The organism is Yersinia pekkanenii (assembly GCF_001152565.1).
GTDB classification, from domain to species: Bacteria; Pseudomonadota; Gammaproteobacteria; order Enterobacterales; family Enterobacteriaceae; genus Yersinia; species Yersinia pekkanenii.
Window position 1 is genome coordinate 44241 of sequence record NZ_CQAZ01000019.1, and the last position, 19310, is coordinate 63550.

Below are 19310 nucleotides of genomic sequence, written 5' to 3' on the forward strand. Positions count from 1 at the left end.
ATAAATACAAAAATACATTTTCATCTATAATAAGATCCACAAGTTAATTTAACAAAAAAATAATTAAGCCATATAAATAATTAACAAAGCAATGTTAACAAATGCTTCCCAGCCATACATAAAGATCACTATGGAGTGATATCATGTCAAACCACAAAGAGCCCATTGCAATTATTGGCATAGGTTGTAGAACACCTGGTAATGTTTATTCCCCTAATGATTTATGGTCAATTTTATTAGCACAGATAGACGGAATCACAGATATACCGAAAAACCGTTGGAATATAGATGAATATTATGACCCAGCCCCCAATAAAGCCGGAAAAACAAAAGTTGCCCGCGGTGGATTTATTGATAACATTGATATGTTTGATAATGAATTCTTCAACATATTCCCCAGGGAGGCCGAGAATATTGATCCGCAACAGCGGCTCTTACTGCAAACAGCTTTCGAAGCGCTAGAGGATTCAGGAGATAGATTAGATGCATTGCGTGGTTCAAAAACAGCAGTTTATATAGGATCTTTTGCTAATGATTATCAAGATATTCTGAGCTCCCCCGATAACCGATATTACATTACACCACACTCAGCAATGGGAACCTCTCTAACCTCACTTGCCAACCGAATTTCCTATTTCTTTGACCTTAGAGGGCCAAGTATCAGTCTCGATACCGCGTGTTCGTCCTCATTGGTTGCAGTGCATCTGGCCTGCCAGAGCATTTGGCATCAAGAGGCTCATTGCGCTATTGCCGGTGGAGTCAATATCAACATAAATCCTGCACTCACCATTATGTTATCGAAGGGTAATTTCCTGAGTAGCGATGGTAGTTGTCACTCCTTCGATGAAAGCAGCAATGGTTATGTTCGTAGCGAAGGGACTGGTTTGGTTTATCTGAAACCGCTGTCACAAGCATTAACTGACAGCAATAAAATCTATGCGCTTATTCGTGGCACTGCCTGCAATTCGGATGGCTACACATCCGCAGGCTTTACTGTCCCTAATGCCAGCGCCCAAACATCGCTGTTACAGGCAGCTTATCAAGATGCTGGAGTCAATGTCAGCCATGTACAATTTATTGAAGCACATGGTACGGGAACAATAATAGGGGACCCGCAAGAAGCACAGGCTTTTGCTAATATCTTTAGTGATCGCCCTATTGATAAACCTCTGCTTATTGGTTCAGTAAAAAGTAATCTTGGCCACCTTGAAGGGGCTTCAGGAATTACTGGTTTAATTAAACTCACCTTATGTCTGCACCACCAACAGATCCCAGGGAATTTACACTTCCATAAAGGAAATCCTGCGATTGATTTCGAAAACTGGCGCCTGAAAGTGGTAAGTCAAACTCAGGAATGGCCTGCACCAACGGATGGCAGTACACGTATAGGCGGCGTCAATGCATTTGGTGCTGGAGGTACTAATGCCCATGTGGTTGTTGAAGAATACCGGCTTGATACTGACATCATCCTCGGTGAACAGCAGGCAGAAGATATCCCTCCGGTAATAAATCTATTTACGTGTAGCGCTCAAACAGTTGAAGCACTGAAAGCCTATTTACAAGCCTATTTGCATTATCTGGCAACCGCTAACGTCAATTTAAATGACCTTTGTTTTAACATAGGTCAGCATCGCTCTGCATTGCATCACCGAATTGCCATCGCCACTGGTAGCATTCAAGACTTACAACAAAAAATTACGGCATTCCTCAATGGCGATGTTCTTAATGGAGTTGAATATGGGCAGGTATGGGATAAAAAACCACGGCTAGCTTTTATCTTTACCGGGCAAGGCCCACAGTGGTTTGCCATGGGTTGCCAGCTAATCAAAACAGAACCGGTGTTCCGCTATACTATCCAAAGTATAGATAAAATATTTCGTAATATCAGTGGTTGCTCACTACTGGAAGAGATGACGCGTCCTGAAGCTGAATCACGGATTAGCGATACACGAATTGCCCAGCCGGCCATCATGGCCCTGCAAATAGCACTGGTTAAGTTATGGCAACATAATGGCGTGGTCCCCGCCGGGATTGTCGGCCATTCCATCGGGGAAGTTGCTGCCGCCTATGCAGTTGGAGCACTCACACTTGAACAAGCAACAGAGGTTATATTTTATCGTAGCCTTTACCAACATCTCACTGTTGGTAAAGGGAAAATGCTGGCAGTGGGTATCACTCAGGAAAAAGCTGAAGCCCTGATCGCACTAATCAAAGACAGAGTCTCCATTGCCGCAATCAATGGCCCGGAAAGTATCATTTTATCCGGTGATGAAGAACCACTAAATGCCATTGCTGAGCATCTAGAGACACAAAATATTTTTAACCGTTTTCTTAAAATTGATGCCCCCTACCACTCCCATCATATGGCACCTCTGAAAGAGAAGCTACTGAGTTCACTCGAGAAGCTCACACCAACAGCAGCACATTCTCTCTTTTACTCTACGGTAACAGGTAAGCAAGAAAATGGTTGCCATTTAGACAGTGAATATTGGTATCACAATTTACGTGATCCTGTTTATTTTACTGCCGCGCTAACACAGATGCTTACTGATGGTTTTGATACTTTTATTGAAATTGGCCCACATCCGGTATTAAGCAGTGGTGCTAAAGACTTATTTATCGCACTCAATTCAGATGCGCAGATATTCCCCTCCATCCGCCGTCAGGAGGATGAACCATTACGGTTTAAACAAACTTTGGCCGCACTGCAAATTATGGGTTACCCGATGGACTGGCATAAAATTTGTCCAAAAGCTAATCGTTTGTATGATTTACCCCATTACCCTTGGCAGCAGAAGCCATTTTGGAGTGAGGGTCATCTTCATCAAGAGCGGCGTCTTAATCGTCAATTACATCCTTTAATTACTCACCATCAAAGCTCCGGCATAAACCAGGATAAGCATATATTTAGCATTTCTCTTGATCGTCACGCAGAGCCTTATCTTAATGATCACCGAGTCAATGACCTGATTTTATTCCCCGGCACTGGGCATCTGGAATTGGCTAACGCCGCAGCCCAAAAAGCCGTTGGTAACGCATTCAGCTATCTGGAAAATATTAATTTCGAAAATGGATTACTCCTACCTGAAGAAGGAGACCCCCCCGAAATTAAACTAGAAATTTATTCCGCGGAAGGCCACTACTGTCTAATGAGTTATGACCATAGCAAACCAGATAGCACATGGGTTAAACACTCCTATGGCCAGATGAATTATCTTGATGAAAAACCATCTCCTCCCACTATTTTATTGGCTAACGTGCAACATGAAGTCAATAACCTCATGCCAGTACAACCAATGTATAACGCATTGAAACACTCAGGTTTGGCCTATGGGCCAACCTTTAAAATTATCCGGAATATTTGGACTTCCCCTGGGAAGGCTCTGGCAAAAATTGTGTTACCCGAAAGCTTACAATATGGAATTGAACGTTATTTATCACACCCCGCACTATTAGACGCGTGCTGGCACCTTATATTCTCTGCTCGTAGTGATGCAGCCAATCAGAAAATAGATATTTATCTGCCAATTTGTGTGGCGCGTTATACTTTTTTCCAACAGCCACACGGACAAGAGGTATGGAGTTATCTTTCTATTACTCAAAGCGATGAACAATTCCTACAAGGAGATATAATAGTATTTGATGAATTAGGTACTGTTGTTTCTGAAACCATTGGGTTACGCATGAAAAACGCATCAGAAATGCACATATATGAAGATAACATATATTATGACAACTGTTATGAACACTATTGGCAGCATGCTGAAAATTTAAACTTGGAAGTAAAACAAAAATCAAATGAAGAGATATTGATTATTGGTGATAATGGCTATGACCATAGTTTATTAATGAAGATATTAGCCGAGTCGGGAACCAACGTAATTTCACTTGGCGAATTAGCAGATTTCACCTGGCAAGTTGACTTACAGAACCGACAAGATGTTCTTGAAATAATCAGACAAATAAAATCATCCCATCCTATAATTAATAAAATAATAATTACTCTCCCTCTATCACAAACGGGTGAATCTAACATTGAAAAATCTGTTGAGACGCTGATCTGGAAATTATCCAATATCAACCATGCAATAATAAAAAATGAATTGGAAGTAATTTCCTGGATAATAAACACCCATTCAGAATATGTTACACCTGAAGATAAAAATATTAACTTAGCCCAATCACCAGTATCTGCTTTAAACAATGTAATGACTACTGAGTATCCACTAGCAATTAATAAAGTTATCGATTTAGGTCAGGGAAACATGACTGAGCTTCGCTCTCTGGCATCTATTGTTACATCAAAAAATAGCGCTATCAATGAAACTGAATTTGCCCTGCGTGATGATAAAATATTTGTTAAACATATGGAAAGAATTAAACCAGAAGTTACACAAAAAAATGTTTCTAAAATTTTAAACGCCTGTGGTAGCTATTACCAAGCTTTAACTATAACACCTGATAACTTATTTACACTGCATCAAGTTATCCCATCTGCGCTACTGGAAAATGAGATTGAAATAGCCATTAAGGCTAGCTCATTGAATAGCCAAAAATGGTGCGGCCAACTGCAAGCTCAAGAAGGGGGCAGCGGAGTAGTGACACGCATTGGCACGCAAGTCAACGGATTCAAACAAGGTGATGAGGTTATCGCCCTCACATCGAATAGTATCGCGGGTATGGTGGTGATACCAGAACACTGTGTAGCCCATAAACCAAAGAGCTTAACCTTCATACAAGCGGCTATACTGCCTTTCACTTATCTGACAGCCTATTATTGTCTTTATATGCTGGCCAAAATTACACAGGGAGAGCGCATACTGGTTCATGACGCTACCAGCGGTTCTGGGCTGGCAACCATTTATCTGGCACAACAGGCGGGGGCAGAAATTTTTGCCAGTGCAAACTCTGAAGCTAAACAACACTTCCTACGCAGTATTGGTATTACACATGTTTATGACAGTAATACTCTCAATTTCTATCAGCACATCATGACGGATACTCAAGATCAGGGCATTGATATCGTCATTAATACTCTGGACGGGAAAGGAAGAGTACAAAGTTTAAAATGCTTACGTTTATTTGGCCGTTTTATCGAAGTCAATAAAAATGATATTACTGATGATATTAATTTACACTCGAAAGACCAGGGAAAAAATATAGCTTATTTTAAATTAAACCTCAGTGAATTAATGTCTCTTAAGCCAGAAATAAGTCGCATGTTACTTAATGATATCATTCCACTATTTGACTCGAATACTCCACAACAAGTCATGCCTTTTACTGAGTTCTCAGTAACTGAGCTAAATGATGCTTTAAATTTTCTGAGACTAAATTTACATATTGGTAATATTGTTATCACCATGGAAGATAATACTATCAAGGCATTGCCTGCACTCGAATTACACCTTAACCCAGACAAGGTTTATGTCATAACTGGCGGTGCCAGTGGCCTGGGTATTGAACTGGCGAAATGGTTAGTTGATAAAGGGGCAAAAAAGTTAGTATTAATCAGTCGTAGTGGGCCTAAAACAGCTTATGATCACACAGTGATAGAAGACTTACGTAGACAACAAATACAAATTTTACTGCCAGAAATGGATTTACTTTCACCAATAGAGGTAGATAAAGGCATTGAACTTGCCAAATCATTAGGGCCATTAGCCGGCATTATCCACTGCGCGGGTATATTGCAAGATGCCCTGATCACTAATCTGGATCGCACAACATTTACCACCGCATTCGCCGCTAAAGCTATTGGGGGCTGGAATTTACATCAAACACTTAAAGATCAGCAACTCGACTTCTTCTTGCTGATATCCTCTATTTCTACTATTTTGGGCATAGGCGGCCAAAGTTACTATGCCGCAGCGAACAAGTTTCTTGAGCAGTTAGCATATTTCCGCTCTCTACTTGGATTACCCACCCAATGTCTTAAAATCGGCCTACTTGATCATTTTGCCGGCATGTCAGCGGCGTCTGTTATAAGCTCAACTGAAAGTAAAGGTATTTTGGTTATAAACCGACAAGAAGTATTAAAGAAAATTGAGCAGACTATATTAGATGGCAGTATTAACCGCACAGCGGCTAATCTTGACTGGTCACGCATTAGGTCATATTTCAATCATCTCAGCAACGATCTACGTTATGCCCATTTATCCAATAAACAAAGTAATCAATTACCAAATGACTCAGACTTACAGAAACAAACGCACAGTTTAGATGCTAACGAGATACAGAAAAATCTTGTTCAACATCTTACCGCCGCGCTAGCTCGAATTATTGGTACTACTGTCGATAAAATTGAGCAAGGCAAATCACTATCGGCAATAGGTTTGGATTCATTAATGTTGAATCAGTTACGTTACTGGATACTGGAAAAACTGGAAATTAGTTATCCATTGATGCGGATGGTAAAAGGGGTAAGCATTCTGGAACTTGCCACCCAATTACAACAAGAATTAAATTCCCCAAAAGCACCTGAACCACTAGAAGGTGATGGTTCAGGTATTACTTCTGAGGACAGTATAGAAGTTTCAAATAAATGGTTTGTACATCTAACACGAACAAAAGATGAACGACTGAAAAAAACAAAATTGTTTATGATACCGGCCCTGGGCGCTGGGGCCAGTATGTATGCCCATTTTTTGTATAACGCTCCCACTGATTGCGAAGTCTTGGCCGTACAATTACCGGGGAGAGAAAATCGCCTCAGTGAAAATAATTATGTCCATTTAACCCCATTGCTCGATGATCTGGAAATTGCATTAGTTACACAGTTGGAGGATGATCGCCAACACCATGATTGGCAGGGTGATATTGCACTCTATGGCCATAGTTATGGCGGTCTTATTGCTTTTGAATTATGTCGCCGGTTACGTAAAAAATATGGATTACTGCTATCACATTTATTTGTATCTGCCGCAGCAGCGCCACAATTAATCAATATTTGGAAAAAACGTAATTTATTGGGTATAGAGGGGAATAGTTCTAACACAGAACAGAAAATACTGGAATTATTCTCTTCTATTGGTGATATGGATTTTGTTAAAAAAATTGTTCCTGGTATGCAGCGCGATATGCCTCTCCTTACCAGTTATGAACACCAATCTGATGAACCATTATCTTGCCCTATCACTGTATTCTCTGCCATTGAAGATCAATCAACACTGGTAGCTGAAATGGCGCAATGGCAAGTACAGACCCATGCTGCGTTCAAACAGCATTTAACACACGGTGACCACTGGTTTATTATCCCTAGTCGAGAGTTTATCAGTAAGCAGATAAATATTGCCTTAGGTAATTAAATGTCAACATATATTCCATACATCACTGAATAGAGGAACAGACCTAATGTCACTCCCTAAAATGCAAGATATAATAGAGTTCAATGAACAGATGGCCTCAGTATTATGGCTACAGCTTGATTCTTTACAATGGTCAGCACCTACCCATACGGAAAAACTATATTCCCGTTGGTGGGAACATAGTTTATACTTATTGAATAATTTAGAGGGAATCAATGAAAATCCATTAGAAAAAGATAGAACCAAAATATGGGAGCAATGGAATACTTATTGTGAAAAAACAGATCAAGAGTCGCCATTATATCATCAAGTCACCCTGATTAATAATCTTATCAAAGTATTACCCGCAGTGCTCAACGGTGAGATATTGGCAACAGAAGTACTTTTCCCACAAGGGAAAATAGACTTGGTAGGGCAGTATTACTATAACGACCCTTTGTATAATTATTTCAGTGATATTCTTGCCCAGAAACTGATCAACCAAGTGAAAATTCTGCGGGAAGAACACCCTAATAAAGCACTACGAATCTTAGAAATAGGTGCGGGAACAGGTGGAACGAGTGCCCGATTATTTAAACAGTTACTTCCTTACACACCTTACATTAGCAAGTACGTTTACACCGATATTTCACAGACATTTTTGAACTATGCACAAAAAAATTATACGGCCCAAGCTCCCTATATGTGCACTCAATTACTGAATATAAATGACATTCCGATATCACAAAATTATACACCCAATCATTTTGATATAATATTGGCCGCTAATGTCTTACATGCCACCCCTAATATAGCAAAATGCGCACAGCACATAAAAATATTACTTAAGCCACAGGGCTTATTACTGCTATATGAAATCATCGATCTGAAGCTATTCGCTCACCTGACATTCGGTTTATTAGAGGGGTGGTGGTTAGCGGAAGATCTGGAATTGAGGATCCCCGGCACTCCGAGTTTAACTCCGGAAAACTGGGCATTGGTATTAAATAATGCTGGGTTTACTGATATTAGCTTTCCTGCGCTAACTCAGCATGACTTAGGGTTCCAGATCATATCAGCAAAAAATGGTTCAGAAATATATTCAGAACCATAATTAAAAGGTCAATCTCTTAACACCTTTAGTTCAAACGGCTAGTGGAGTCAAATGCAACACACATTGCAACGCTAGTTTGAAAAATGCGCATTAGCTTTCATGCAGGCCACATTCCCGTTTCAAGCCGAAGAACCGAGTTTCTTCTTCGCTCATACCTGGCTCCCATTTACGGGTTGTATGGGTATCACCGACCGATAAATAGCCCTGATCCCACAAAGGGTGATAGCTCAAGCCATTTTGTGTCAAATATTGATAAATCTGACGGTTATCCCAATCAATAATGGGTAACAACTTGAATACACCACGCTGAATCGCCAGCACGGGTAGCTGTGATCGGCTGCCAGATTGCTCGCGGCGTAAGCCAGCAAACCAGGTTTGAGCACCCAACGTCGCCAAAGCCCGATTCATTGGCTCCACTTTATTCAAATCGTTATAACGTTCAATACCCTCAACACCCTGCTCCCATAACTTGCCATAGTGCGCTTCTTGCCAGGCAGGGCTGTGCGGGGAACGAAAGACCTGCAAATTAAGTTGCAGTTGTTCAGTCAGAGAATCAATAAACTGATAGGTTTCCGGAAACAGATAGCCGGTATCCGTGAGGATCACCGGGATATCAGGCCGCTGACGCGTCACCAAATGCAAGCAAACTGCCGCCTGAATACCAAAACTGGAAGAGAGCACAAACTCACCGGGCAGATTTTCTAATGCCCAACTGACGCGCTCTTGCGCGGTTAAATGCTCCAGTTGCCCATTAACCAGCGCCAAGGCCGCGGCTTGTTCCGCTTTCGGCAACGCGTTAAGTTCATTGAGATTGAATTGGCTCACACCACCTCCTGGACATCATAAAAGTCGCGGGCTGAATCTATCACCGGAGCAATAACACCGACGCGAATAACAAAGTCACCAAAACCTTCATCTGCATAGCGCTCTTTAGCCCAGCGCCCGACTAACTGGTCGGTAATCGCCAGAATTTCATCTTCGGTAATGTTTTCACGATACATACGCGGTATCCGAGTGCCTTCACGGTTGCCACCCAGATGCAGGTTATAGCGCCCCATCGCTTTTCCCACCAGCCCAACTTCAGCTAGTAAAGCACGACCACAGCCATTCGGGCAGCCGGTGACGCGCATGACAATATGTTCATTAGGCAAACCGTGTTGTTGCAAAATCCCTTCAATGCGGGTCACAAACTCCGGCAAGAAACGCTCAGCTTCCGCCATTGCCAATGGGCAAGTTGGGAACGAAACGCACGCCATGGAGTTTTCGCGCTGCGGGCTAACACTGTCATCCATCAAACCGTGCTCGCGGGCCAATGCTTCAATGCGGGCTTGCTTTTTTCCCGGCACCCCCGCCACAATCAGGTTCTGATTGGCGGTTAAACGGAAATCGCCCTGATGGATTTTAGCAATCTCAGCCACACCGGTTTTCAGACTGCGGCCGGGGTAATCCAGCAAGCGGCCATTTTCGATAAAGAGGGTCAAATGCCACTTTTTATCGATACCTTTGACCCAGCCAATGCGATCACCACGGCCGGTAAACTGATAGGGTTTGATGGCACCAAAGCTGACACCAGCACGTTTTTCAACTTCAGCTTTAAAAGTATCAACACCGACACGCTCCAGCGTGTATTTGGTCTTGGCATTTTTACGATCAGTACGATTGCCCCAATCACGCTGGGTAGTGACGACGGCTTCAGCAATAGCCAAAGTGTGTTGCAGCGGGATATAACCAAATTCACTCGCTTTACGTGGATATGTATTCTTATCACCATGAGCAATGGATAGCCCACCGCCCACCAGCACGTTAAAACCGATCAGTTTGCCTTTTTCTGCCACGGCAACGAAGTTGAGATCATTAGCATGCAGATCGACATCATTTTGCGGCGGAATGACCACTGTGGTTTTAAATTTACGCGGCAAATAAGTCGCGCCAAGAATAGGTTCTACGTCAGTGGTTGCCACTTTTTCCGCATCCAGCCAGATTTCAGCATAAGCGCGGGTACGCGGCAGCAAATGTTCAGAAATCTTCTTTGCCCATTCATAGGCTTCCTGATGCAGCGCTGACTCCACCGGGTTTGAAGTACAGAGCACATTACGGTTTACATCGTTCGCTGTTGCCAGCGCATCCAAACCTAATTGGTTAAGTAACTGATGAGCGGGTTTAACATTACCCTTTAGAATGCCATGGAACTGGAATGTCTGGCGGTTGGTAATACGGATACTGCCGTATAACGTGTTGTCTGCCGCAAACTTGTCAATTCCCAGCCACTGTTGTGGGGTAATAATCCCCCCCGGCAAACGGCACCGCAGCATCATGGCATGGCGTGGTTCAAGCTTCTGTTCAACCCGTTCAGCACGGATGTCGCGGTCATCTTGCTGATACATGCCGTGGAAGCGGATCAGCAGGAAGTTATCGCCGTTGAAGCCGCCGGTCAGCCCGTCATTCAAGTCCTCTGCAATAGTCCCGCGCAGTAAATTGCTTTCTGACTTCATGCGCTCACCGTCGGAGAGCTTACCGGTCACCACCAGTGGCCCAGGGTATTTTTCATTCATCAGTACACATCCCGCTGATAACGGCGCGCCAGGCGCAGTTCACTTAAATATTCATCAGCTTGCTCGGTATCCATCGCACCGTGCTCAGCCACCACGCCCAGTAAAACCTGTTCGACGTCTTTCGCCATGCGATTAGCATCGCCACAGACGTAAATGTGGGCACCTTGTTGGATCCAGTTCCACAGTTCTGCGCCCTGTTCACGCAGTTTATCTTGTACGTATATTTTATGAGCCTGATCGCGCGACCAGGCCAGATCAATGCGAGTCAGCAAACCGTCTTTGACATAGCGTTGCCATTCAACCTGATAGAGAAAATCCTCGGTGAAATGTGGGTTACCAAAGAACAACCAATTTTTACCGCCAGCCCCATCGACCTCACGCTGTTGCATAAAGGCGCGGAATGGCGCAATACCGGTGCCTGGGCCGATCATGATGACAGGCGTTTCCGGGTTGGCTGGCAGGCGGAAGTTATCGTTATGTTCGATAAATACGCGAATATCGCCATCCACTTCGAGGCGGTCAGCCAGATAGCCTGAAGCCCCCCCGCTACGTGGGCGGCCATCAATGTCATAACGCACCACACCCAGGGTAATATGCACTTCATTTTCAGTCTCAGCCTGCGCGGAAGCAATGGAGTAAAGGCGTGGCGTCAGAGGGCGCAATAAGGCCATCAGTTGATCGGCATTCAGATCAGATGGAGCCTGGCGCACCATGTCTACGATCGGAGTATATTGCGCATATTGTTGCAGCGCCGGTTTGTCTGCCAGCAATGCAATCAACGTTTCATCACGGGAAAGTGCCGCATATTTATCGACGATCACTGTGGTGTTTTGTGTCAGTTCAAAATGGCTGCGCAGCGCCTGTGATAGCGGCAGATTCTGCCCATCGACGCTGACCAATTCGTCACCTTTAAGCCACAATAGTGCCAGCAACTCTTCCACCAGAGCCGGATCATTATCAAACCACACCCCCAGCGCATCTCCCGGCTGATAGCGTAGCCCTGAATCACCTAACTCAATTTCAATATGACGCACATCTTTTTCTGAGTTACGGCCGGTTATTTTTTGCTGGACCGATAACTGCGCAGTCAGTGGTGCGGTCTTGCTATAAGGGCTGGAGGTTATCTCATCGACAATACCACTTTGTGTTACTGCCGCCGCTGCCGTAGATTGCGTCGGAACTCTGGCCTGTAACGCCGTAACCACTTGCTGACGCCACTGTTGTGCCAATTCCTGATATTCCACATCGGCATCGACACGATCCAGTAACCGTTGAGCGCCAAGCTCGGCTAACTTGCTATCAAAATCTTTACCCGACTGGCAAAAATGCTCGTATGACGTATCTCCCAGGCCCAATACCGCAAAAGTGGTTTCGGATAATTTTGGGGCTTTTTTAGAAAATAGGAATTTATGCAGTGCAACAGCCTCTTCTGCTGGCTCACCCTCCCCTTGTGTCGACGCAACGATAATCAGCAGCCGTTCCTGCGCAATTTGCTTAAACTTATAATCACCGGCATTCACCAGATTGACGTTAAGCTTGGCCGCTAAAAGATCATCGCGTAACTGTTCAGCCAAACGCCGTGCATTACCGGTCTGAGAGGCAGAAATCAGGGTAATCGTTAACGCAGGTGGTGCTGCCACAGCAGGAGCAACAACTGCGCCGGGTTGCGGGTTAACCATGCCCCAGAAGTAACCGGACAACCATGCCATCTGGATTGGGGAAAACTCACTAACCGCAGTTTGCAAGCGGGCCAACTGCTCCGGCGATAGCGGAAGTAAAGAAGTAGGAGGAGCCTGAGTCGTCATTGCAGTACGAATTCCCTTATGCTTAGCCACGCACAGTTTGCGCCTAAAAAACTTGATTGTTTGTAAGGTTAACCATCCCGATAATAACAATTAAAGAAGCAATAGAAATAATAAATAACTAAAACGACTAAGCAGTTTTTCAGGTAATAACTATGAGTTAAAGTGTTCAACTTATTAGGAAAATTTACTTGCGGTTACATCAGGCTCGTGCGAGGTTACGTTTATATAAAAATCAGTAAGATACGTGGAATAAATAACGATATAGCGGGCCGAACAGTCGTAGTTGTTACGGACTAACATAGCCAGTATCGGTGCTTTCCGGTACTATGCGGCGGTTTTTGAGTCAATAAGGTCAGAACTATGAGCACTACGCTATTTAAAGATTTTCAGTTTGAAGCCGCCCACCGGCTGCCCCACGTCCCGCAAGGTCATAAGTGCGGCCGTTTGCACGGTCATTCATTTATGATCCGTATCGAGGTTACCGGAGAAGTTGATGCTCACTCCGGCTGGGTGATGGATTTCGCCGAGCTGAAAGCCGCATTTAAACCGATTTGGGAACGTCTTGATCATCATTATTTGAATGATATTCCCGGTTTGGAAAATCCAACCAGCGAAGTACTGGCCAGTTGGATTTGGCAACAGCTTAAACCTCAATTGTCGGAACTCAGCGCGGTGATGGTAAAAGAGACCTGTTCGGCGGGTTGTATTTATCGCGGCTAATAAATCGCGGGTAATCATTCGTCAGGGCGCTACCACGCCCTGCATCTCAGGCGATATTTAAATACTTATGCGTCTGCATGGAAAGCCGCCAATTCTTGGCAATACAGGTTTCAATACAGAGCTTGGTGGCGTCGTCTTTCTGGCTGATGGGTTGTAACGCAATAATCCGCTTTTTGTCATCATCCAGCGTGGCAAGCAGCACCTCTAATGCCTCGATATCCCGCATGCGGCCAACCGGATGCTTAATCTCATCGGCGCGTTGCAATGCCTGCGATAATACTTTCAGACCACCACGCATATTCACTTTTGGCGAAACCGTCACCCACGTCGTCGCTGAACACCGTACATCATGCGTGCCGCTGGTTTCAATCTGGCAGCTATAACCGGCCTGCTCCAACAATGAGGTTAAGGGGAACAAGTCGTAAATAGCGGGCTCTCCGCCAGTGATGACAACGTGGCGTGCGGTATATCCCTGCTGAGAGAAAATATCTAATAACTGCTGTGCGCTGGCTTCCCCCCAGACATCACTTTCTGCGGTTTTCACCATAATGCGTTGCATATCGACTTCCCGATCAGCGTCCTTTTCCCAAGTGTGTTTGGTATCACACCAGCTACAACCTACCGGGCAGCCCTGCAAGCGCACAAAGATCGCCGGTACACCGGTGAAGTAACCCTCGCCTTGCAAGGTTTGGAACATCTCATTAATCGGGTACCGCATCTGTATCTCATCGTTATTAGGGTCAATGAGCGATTATCGCAGATTCTCTGGCTGTGACCAAACTGGCAAGGCAATTGCTCCGAAAAACGGGGCTGCCAGTTTGGCGGGTATCAGTACGTTACTCAATCACCCCACAGGCCATACGTGCGCCACCACCGCCTAATGGCATCGGATGATCGGCATAGTTATCGCCACCGGCATGGATCATCAGGGCGTGTTGCTTCAGCTCAGATAATGATTTCAGGCGCGGAGCTAATACCTGATAGCTGGCGGTGCCATCGGCATTCACCACCAATCCTGGCAAATCCCCCAGATGTCCTTTGTCGTTATAAGGCCCCAGATGCGCTCCAGTTTTTTTCGGGTCAAAATGACCACCTGCGGCAAGCGCGGGTACGGCCTTACCGTCGTTCTGTCCCGGTGCACAACTTGGGTTTTCATGTAGATGGAAACCATGAATACCCACGACCAACCCGGCCAGATGGGGCGAAAACAGTAAACCATAGGGGGTTTCTGTCACGGTGACCGTGCCCAATGCTTTACCATTTCCTTCGGGTAGTGCTTCATTCATGGTGACGGTAACCTCGGCAGCCATTACGCTGCCGGTGAAAAGCATCGCCAGTAACGTTAAGTATTTCAGTTTCATCGGTTATCTTCCTTTATGCATTATTATCTAATCATTCAGATACTCATTAAGGATAACGGATGATGAATTATCTGCACGGCCACGGGACTATAGATGTGAGTCAGAAGAGGGTTACAGGTTAGATTCAGATTAATCTCGCAGCGCTAAATCAAGAGATAACAAGATGATGGGGCGATTGAGTGGGGGCTGACCTCATAAAAAAACCCGCCGAAGCGGGTTTTATCAACAAACTGTTTTACCGAAGGCAAAGCGCAGTAATTACTGGCCTTTCACTTCTTTCAGACCGTTGAATGGTGCGCGGTCACCCAGCGCTTCTTCAATACGGATCAGTTGGTTGTATTTAGCAACACGGTCAGAACGGCTCATAGAACCCGTTTTGATTTGGCCTGCTGCGGTACCTACTGCCAAGTCGGCAATGGTAGCATCTTCGGTTTCGCCTGAACGGTGAGAAATAACCGCGGTGTAACCTGCGTCTTTCGCCATCTTGATCGCCGCCAGAGTTTCGGTCAGAGTACCGATCTGGTTGAATTTGATCAGGATTGAGTTAGCAACGCCTTTCTCGATACCTTCTTTCAGGATCTTGGTGTTGGTTACGAACAGATCATCACCCACCAACTGGATTTTGTCACCCAAGACTTCGGTCTGGTATTTGAAGCCAGCCCAGTCAGATTCGTCCAGGCCATCTTCGATGGAAACGATTGGGTACTGTTTGGTCAAGTCTTCCAGGAAGTGAGTGAACTCTGCAGAAGTGAAGGCTTTGTTGCCTTCGCCAGCCAGAACATATTTACCCTCTTTGTAGAACTCAGAAGCCGCACAGTCCATAGCCAAAGTGATGTCTTTACCCAGTTCGTAGCCTGCCAGTTTTACCGCTTCAGCGATAACAGCCAGCGCTTCGGCGTTAGAACCCAGATTTGGTGCATAACCGCCTTCGTCGCCTACTGCGGTGCTCATGCCTTTGGATTTCAGAACTTTAGCCAAAGTATGGAACACTTCAGAACCGATGCGAACCGCTTCTTTCAGCGTTTTAGCGCCCACGGGCTGAATCATAAACTCTTGAATATCAACGTTGTTATCAGCATGTTCGCCGCCGTTGATGATATTCATCATTGGCAGTGGCATAGAGAATTTGCCTGGGGTGCCATTCAGTTCAGCAATGTGCTCGTACAAAGGCATGCCTTTAGACGCGGCTGCGGCTTTAGCCGCTGCCAGAGAAACAGCCAGAATGGCGTTAGCACCAAACTGTGATTTGTTCTCAGTACCATCCAAATCGATCATGATCTTATCGATGTTAGCCTGGTCTTTCGCATCTTTACCGATAACTGCCTGAGCAATTGGGCCATTTACCGCAGCAACGGCTTTCAGAACGCCTTTGCCCAGGAAACGGGATTTGTCACCGTCACGCAGTTCCAGTGCTTCACGGGAACCGGTAGAAGCACCTGATGGTGCCGCAGCCAAACCAACAAAACCGCCTTCCAGATGAACTTCAGCTTCTACAGTTGGGTTACCACGAGAGTCGATGATTTCGCGACCGATGACTTTAACGATTTTGGACATTAGACTTTCCTCAGTACAAGTTAAACTAAAACTCCAGACAGAGGGGGCGACATCGCTGCCGCCCCTTCTACCAAATATTTTATTTCACCTGGCGCTTCTGATAATCACCAGCCGCTTTCACAAAGCCGGCGAACAACGGGTGACCATCACGCGGCGTCGAAGTAAATTCTGGATGGAACTGACAAGCCACAAACCATGGGTGGTTTGGCAACTCAATAATTTCCACCAGTTTGTTATCCGCAGAACGCCCCGCTATCCGCATTCCGGCAGCTTCTATCTGCTTCAACAACATGTTGTTGACTTCATAGCGGTGACGATGGCGCTCAACGATGGTAGGTTCGCCATACATCTGGCGTACCAGGCTACCCTCGGTCAGCTGGCATTGCTGCCCGCCCACACGCATGGTACCGCCCAAATCGCTTTCTTCCGTACGCACTTCAACGTTGCCGTCTTCATCACGCCATTCGGTGATTAATGCAACCACCGGATACTTACAGTCTGGCACAAATTCTGTGGAGTTCGCGTTTTCCATCCCCACAACGTTGCGGGCAAACTCCATCAGTGCAACTTGCATACCCAGGCAAATGCCCAGATAAGGAATATTGTGTTCACGGGCATAACCTGCTGCCAGAACCTTGCCTTCTACCCCACGGTAGCCGAAGCCCCCTGGGATAAGAATAGCATCCAGTCCTTTCAGCATCTCTTCGCCACGTGTTTCAACATCCTGCGAATCAATCAGCTTGATGTTCACCGTCAGACGATTTTTCAACCCGCCGTGCTTCAAAGCTTCAATCACAGATTTATAAGCATCGGGTAATTCTACGTATTTGCCGATCATCCCAATGGTCACTTCGCCACCTGGGTTCGACTCTTCGTATAATACCTGTTCCCATTCTGCGAGATTTGCTTCAGGACAAGTTAAGCTGAATCGTTTACAAATATAATCGTCAAGGCCCTGTGATTTCAATAGTCCTGGGATTTTATAAATGGAATCAACATCTTTTAGTGAGATAACCGCTTTTTCCGGCACATTACAGAACAAGGCGATTTTGGCACGTTCATTAGCAGGAACTGCACGATCAGAACGGCAAATTAGCACATCTGGCTGAATACCGATAGAAAGCAGCTCTTTTACCGAATGTTGCGTTGGCTTAGTTTTCACTTCACCGGCCGCTGCCAGATAAGGAACCAATGTCAGGTGCATGTAGAGAGTATGCTCGCGGCCAACATCTACCGCCATCTGACGAATAGCTTCCAGGAATGGCAGGGATTCGATATCGCCTACGGTGCCACCAACCTCAACCAGCACTACATCGTGGCCTTCGCCGCCTTCGATGATACGTTCTTTGATGGCATTGGTGATATGAGGAATAACTTGAATAGTGGCACCCAGATAGTCGCCACGGCGTTCTTTGCGCAGAACTTCCGAATAGACACGACCAGCAGTGAAGTTGTTACGACGGGTCATTTTGGTGCGAATGAAACGCTCGTAATGCCCTAAATCCAGATCGGTTTCAGCACCATCTTCGGTGACAAAAACTTCCCCGTGTTGAGTCGGGCTCATGGTGCCCGGATCCACGTTGATATACGGGTCCAGTTTCATGATGGTTACGTTGAGGCCACGGGCTTCAAGTATAGCCGCCAGAGAGGCTGCGGCAATGCCTTTACCCAGAGAGGATACGACCCCGCCGGTCACAAAAATATAATTAGTTGTCATGCTGAACCTGAGAGTTTAGGTTTAAAGACGATGGAAGAACCAAGACGGGAAAGTAGTATACTCGAACCTTGGTTTCGCTACAAATGATCTCCGCGCCAGTGGCCGTTTTCGCGGCCAAAACCGCGCGGAACATCGTCTTGCGATCCGTTATAATTCAATATATTAACGCAATTAAAATTCAACAACCATCGGTCAAATGAATTAAAACACCTTACATTTCAGTTTCTTGCTGTTTAACTTGCTGCCAGGCGGCTTCCATCTCATCAAGCGTCGCGCTCTCCATGGTTCGACCTGACGCCGTAACTATTTGTTCTACCTGACGAAAACGCCGTTCAAACTTACGGTTAGCAGCCTGTAAGGCATTTTCAGCCTGATGGCCTAAATGACGGGATAAGTTAACGGTAGCAAACAGTAAGTCACCAATTTCTTCGCCCAGTTTCTCTTCGTCCACGACAGCTTGCCGCGCTTCGAACATCACTTCATCGATCTCTTCGTAGACTTTATCGAGCACCGGCCCCAGGGTGTCCCAATCAAACCCAACCGAGGCACAGCGTTTCTGGATTTTATGGGCTTTCATCTGCGCCGGCAGTGCATCAGGAATATCATCCAATGCCGAATACAGCGCTTTCTCCGCCCTTTCTTCGGCTTTACGAGATTCCCAGCCCGCCAGTGCGGCCTCACCGCCGATGGCTACCTCTGCGGCGTTTTGCGGCGCATCAGGGAACACATGTGGATGACGGCGTACCAGCTTATCGCTGATAGCATGGCAAACATCGTCAAACGCAAACAACCCTTGCTCCTGCCCCATTTGGGCATAAAACACCACCTGGAACAGCAAATCGCCCAGTTCATCACGCAGATCGTCAAAATCCTTACGCTGAATCGCGTCAAGCACCTCGTAAGTTTCTTCTAATGTATAGGGAGCGATCGTGTCAAAAGTCTGTTTACGATCCCACGGGCAGCCATGCTCCGGATCACGCAGAGTACGCATAATATCCAGCAAACGTTGCAGAGCTAAGGCGGTGGTATCAGGGGTAGTTATTGGCTGGTTCATCTGAATTCATTCACTTTTTTTGCTTTTTAAAATTCGAGGCGTAGCGAGCGCAGGCAGATTGATTGCGGCCAGCGCACAGCCCCCGGAGCGAACACCTGATCTTATAAAAACCGGTACGTGAGGAGGGCGAGCACTGCCCAATATCAA

11 protein-coding genes are annotated in these 19310 nt (G+C 45.6%); 3 read left to right on the forward strand and 8 right to left on the reverse strand.

Annotated features, from left to right (window positions below):
* Positions 1-143 precede the first annotated feature (143 nt).
* Both AEP37_RS11315 and AEP37_RS11320 read left to right on the forward strand, forming a co-directional pair.
* On the forward strand, positions 144-7307 hold the full coding sequence (locus AEP37_RS11315; protein ID WP_072086290.1) for a type I polyketide synthase: 7164 nt from the start codon (positions 144-146) through the stop codon (positions 7305-7307).
* A gap of 46 nt (positions 7308-7353) precedes the next feature.
* Positions 7354-8400 carry a class I SAM-dependent methyltransferase gene (locus AEP37_RS11320; protein ID WP_049613381.1) on the forward strand — a complete coding sequence of 349 codons (1047 nt, stop codon included), beginning with the start codon at positions 7354-7356 and terminating at the stop codon, positions 8398-8400.
* Between the two features lie 90 nt (positions 8401-8490).
* On the opposite strand, the gene AEP37_RS11325 is transcribed toward AEP37_RS11320, so the two are convergent.
* From AEP37_RS11325 to cysJ, 3 genes are read right to left on the reverse strand one after another with little or no spacing between them, the layout of a single operon-like run.
* Positions 8491-9225 carry a phosphoadenylyl-sulfate reductase gene (locus AEP37_RS11325; RefSeq protein ID WP_049613383.1) on the reverse strand — a complete coding sequence of 245 codons (735 nt, stop codon included), beginning with the start codon at positions 9223-9225 and terminating at the stop codon, positions 8491-8493.
* Positions 9222-10952: an assimilatory sulfite reductase (NADPH) hemoprotein subunit gene (gene cysI / locus AEP37_RS11330; protein WP_049613384.1), complete on the reverse strand. Its 1731-nt coding sequence runs from the start codon at positions 10950-10952 to the stop codon at positions 9222-9224. Before cysI ends, AEP37_RS11325 begins: the two co-directional genes overlap by 4 nt.
* Entirely contained in the window at positions 10952-12757 is a 1806-nt protein-coding gene (cysJ, locus tag AEP37_RS11335; RefSeq protein WP_049613385.1) for an NADPH-dependent assimilatory sulfite reductase flavoprotein subunit, read from the reverse strand. The genes cysI and cysJ overlap by 1 nt, the downstream gene beginning before the upstream one ends.
* 360 nt (positions 12758-13117) lie before the next feature.
* On the opposite strand from cysJ, the gene queD reads away from it, so the two are divergent.
* Positions 13118-13477 carry a 6-carboxytetrahydropterin synthase QueD gene (gene queD, locus AEP37_RS11340; RefSeq protein WP_049613386.1) on the forward strand — a complete coding sequence of 120 codons (360 nt, stop codon included), beginning with the start codon at positions 13118-13120 and terminating at the stop codon, positions 13475-13477.
* Positions 13478-13523: 46 nt separating this feature from the next.
* Here queD and queE read toward each other — a convergent pair whose 3' ends face one another.
* From queE to mazG, 5 genes are all read right to left on the reverse strand, one after another.
* On the reverse strand, positions 13524-14195 hold the full coding sequence (gene queE, locus AEP37_RS11345) for a 7-carboxy-7-deazaguanine synthase QueE (RefSeq protein WP_049613387.1): 672 nt from the start codon (positions 14193-14195) through the stop codon (positions 13524-13526).
* A gap of 118 nt (positions 14196-14313) precedes the next feature.
* A complete protein-coding gene (gene sodC / locus AEP37_RS11350; protein WP_049613388.1) occupies positions 14314-14838 on the reverse strand; it encodes a superoxide dismutase family protein in 525 nt (174 codons plus the stop codon).
* 258 nt (positions 14839-15096) lie between these two features.
* Positions 15097-16392 (reverse strand): phosphopyruvate hydratase, encoded by a 1296-nt coding sequence (eno, locus tag AEP37_RS11355; RefSeq protein WP_049613390.1) that lies wholly within the window; start codon positions 16390-16392, stop codon positions 15097-15099.
* Positions 16393-16471: 79 nt separating this feature from the next.
* A complete protein-coding gene (gene pyrG / locus AEP37_RS11360) occupies positions 16472-18109 on the reverse strand; it encodes a glutamine hydrolyzing CTP synthase (RefSeq protein ID WP_049613391.1) in 1638 nt (545 codons plus the stop codon).
* A gap of 211 nt (positions 18110-18320) precedes the next feature.
* Positions 18321-19163, reverse strand: coding sequence for a nucleoside triphosphate pyrophosphohydrolase (mazG, locus tag AEP37_RS11365; RefSeq protein WP_049613393.1), 843 nt, complete (start codon positions 19161-19163; stop codon positions 18321-18323).
* Between the last annotated feature and the right edge of the window lie 147 nt (positions 19164-19310).

Coding starts and splice junctions, on each gene's coding strand:
- AEP37_RS11315 (WP_072086290.1), top strand. CDS start 144: ATGTCAAACCACAAAGAGCCCATTGCAATTATTGGCATAGGTTGTAGA.
- AEP37_RS11320 (WP_049613381.1), top strand. CDS start 7,354: ATGTCACTCCCTAAAATGCAAGATATAATAGAGTTCAATGAACAGATG.
- cysI (WP_049613384.1), bottom strand. CDS start 10,952: ATGAATGAAAAATACCCTGGGCCACTGGTGGTGACCGGTAAGCTCTCC.
- cysJ (WP_049613385.1), bottom strand. CDS start 12,757: ATGACGACTCAGGCTCCTCCTACTTCTTTACTTCCGCTATCGCCGGAG.
- queD (WP_049613386.1), top strand. CDS start 13,118: ATGAGCACTACGCTATTTAAAGATTTTCAGTTTGAAGCCGCCCACCGG.
- queE (WP_049613387.1), bottom strand. CDS start 14,195: ATGCGGTACCCGATTAATGAGATGTTCCAAACCTTGCAAGGCGAGGGT.
- sodC (WP_049613388.1), bottom strand. CDS start 14,838: ATGAAACTGAAATACTTAACGTTACTGGCGATGCTTTTCACCGGCAGC.
- eno (WP_049613390.1), bottom strand. CDS start 16,392: ATGTCCAAAATCGTTAAAGTCATCGGTCGCGAAATCATCGACTCTCGT.
- pyrG (WP_049613391.1), bottom strand. CDS start 18,109: ATGACAACTAATTATATTTTTGTGACCGGCGGGGTCGTATCCTCTCTG.
- mazG (WP_049613393.1), bottom strand. CDS start 19,163: ATGAACCAGCCAATAACTACCCCTGATACCACCGCCTTAGCTCTGCAA.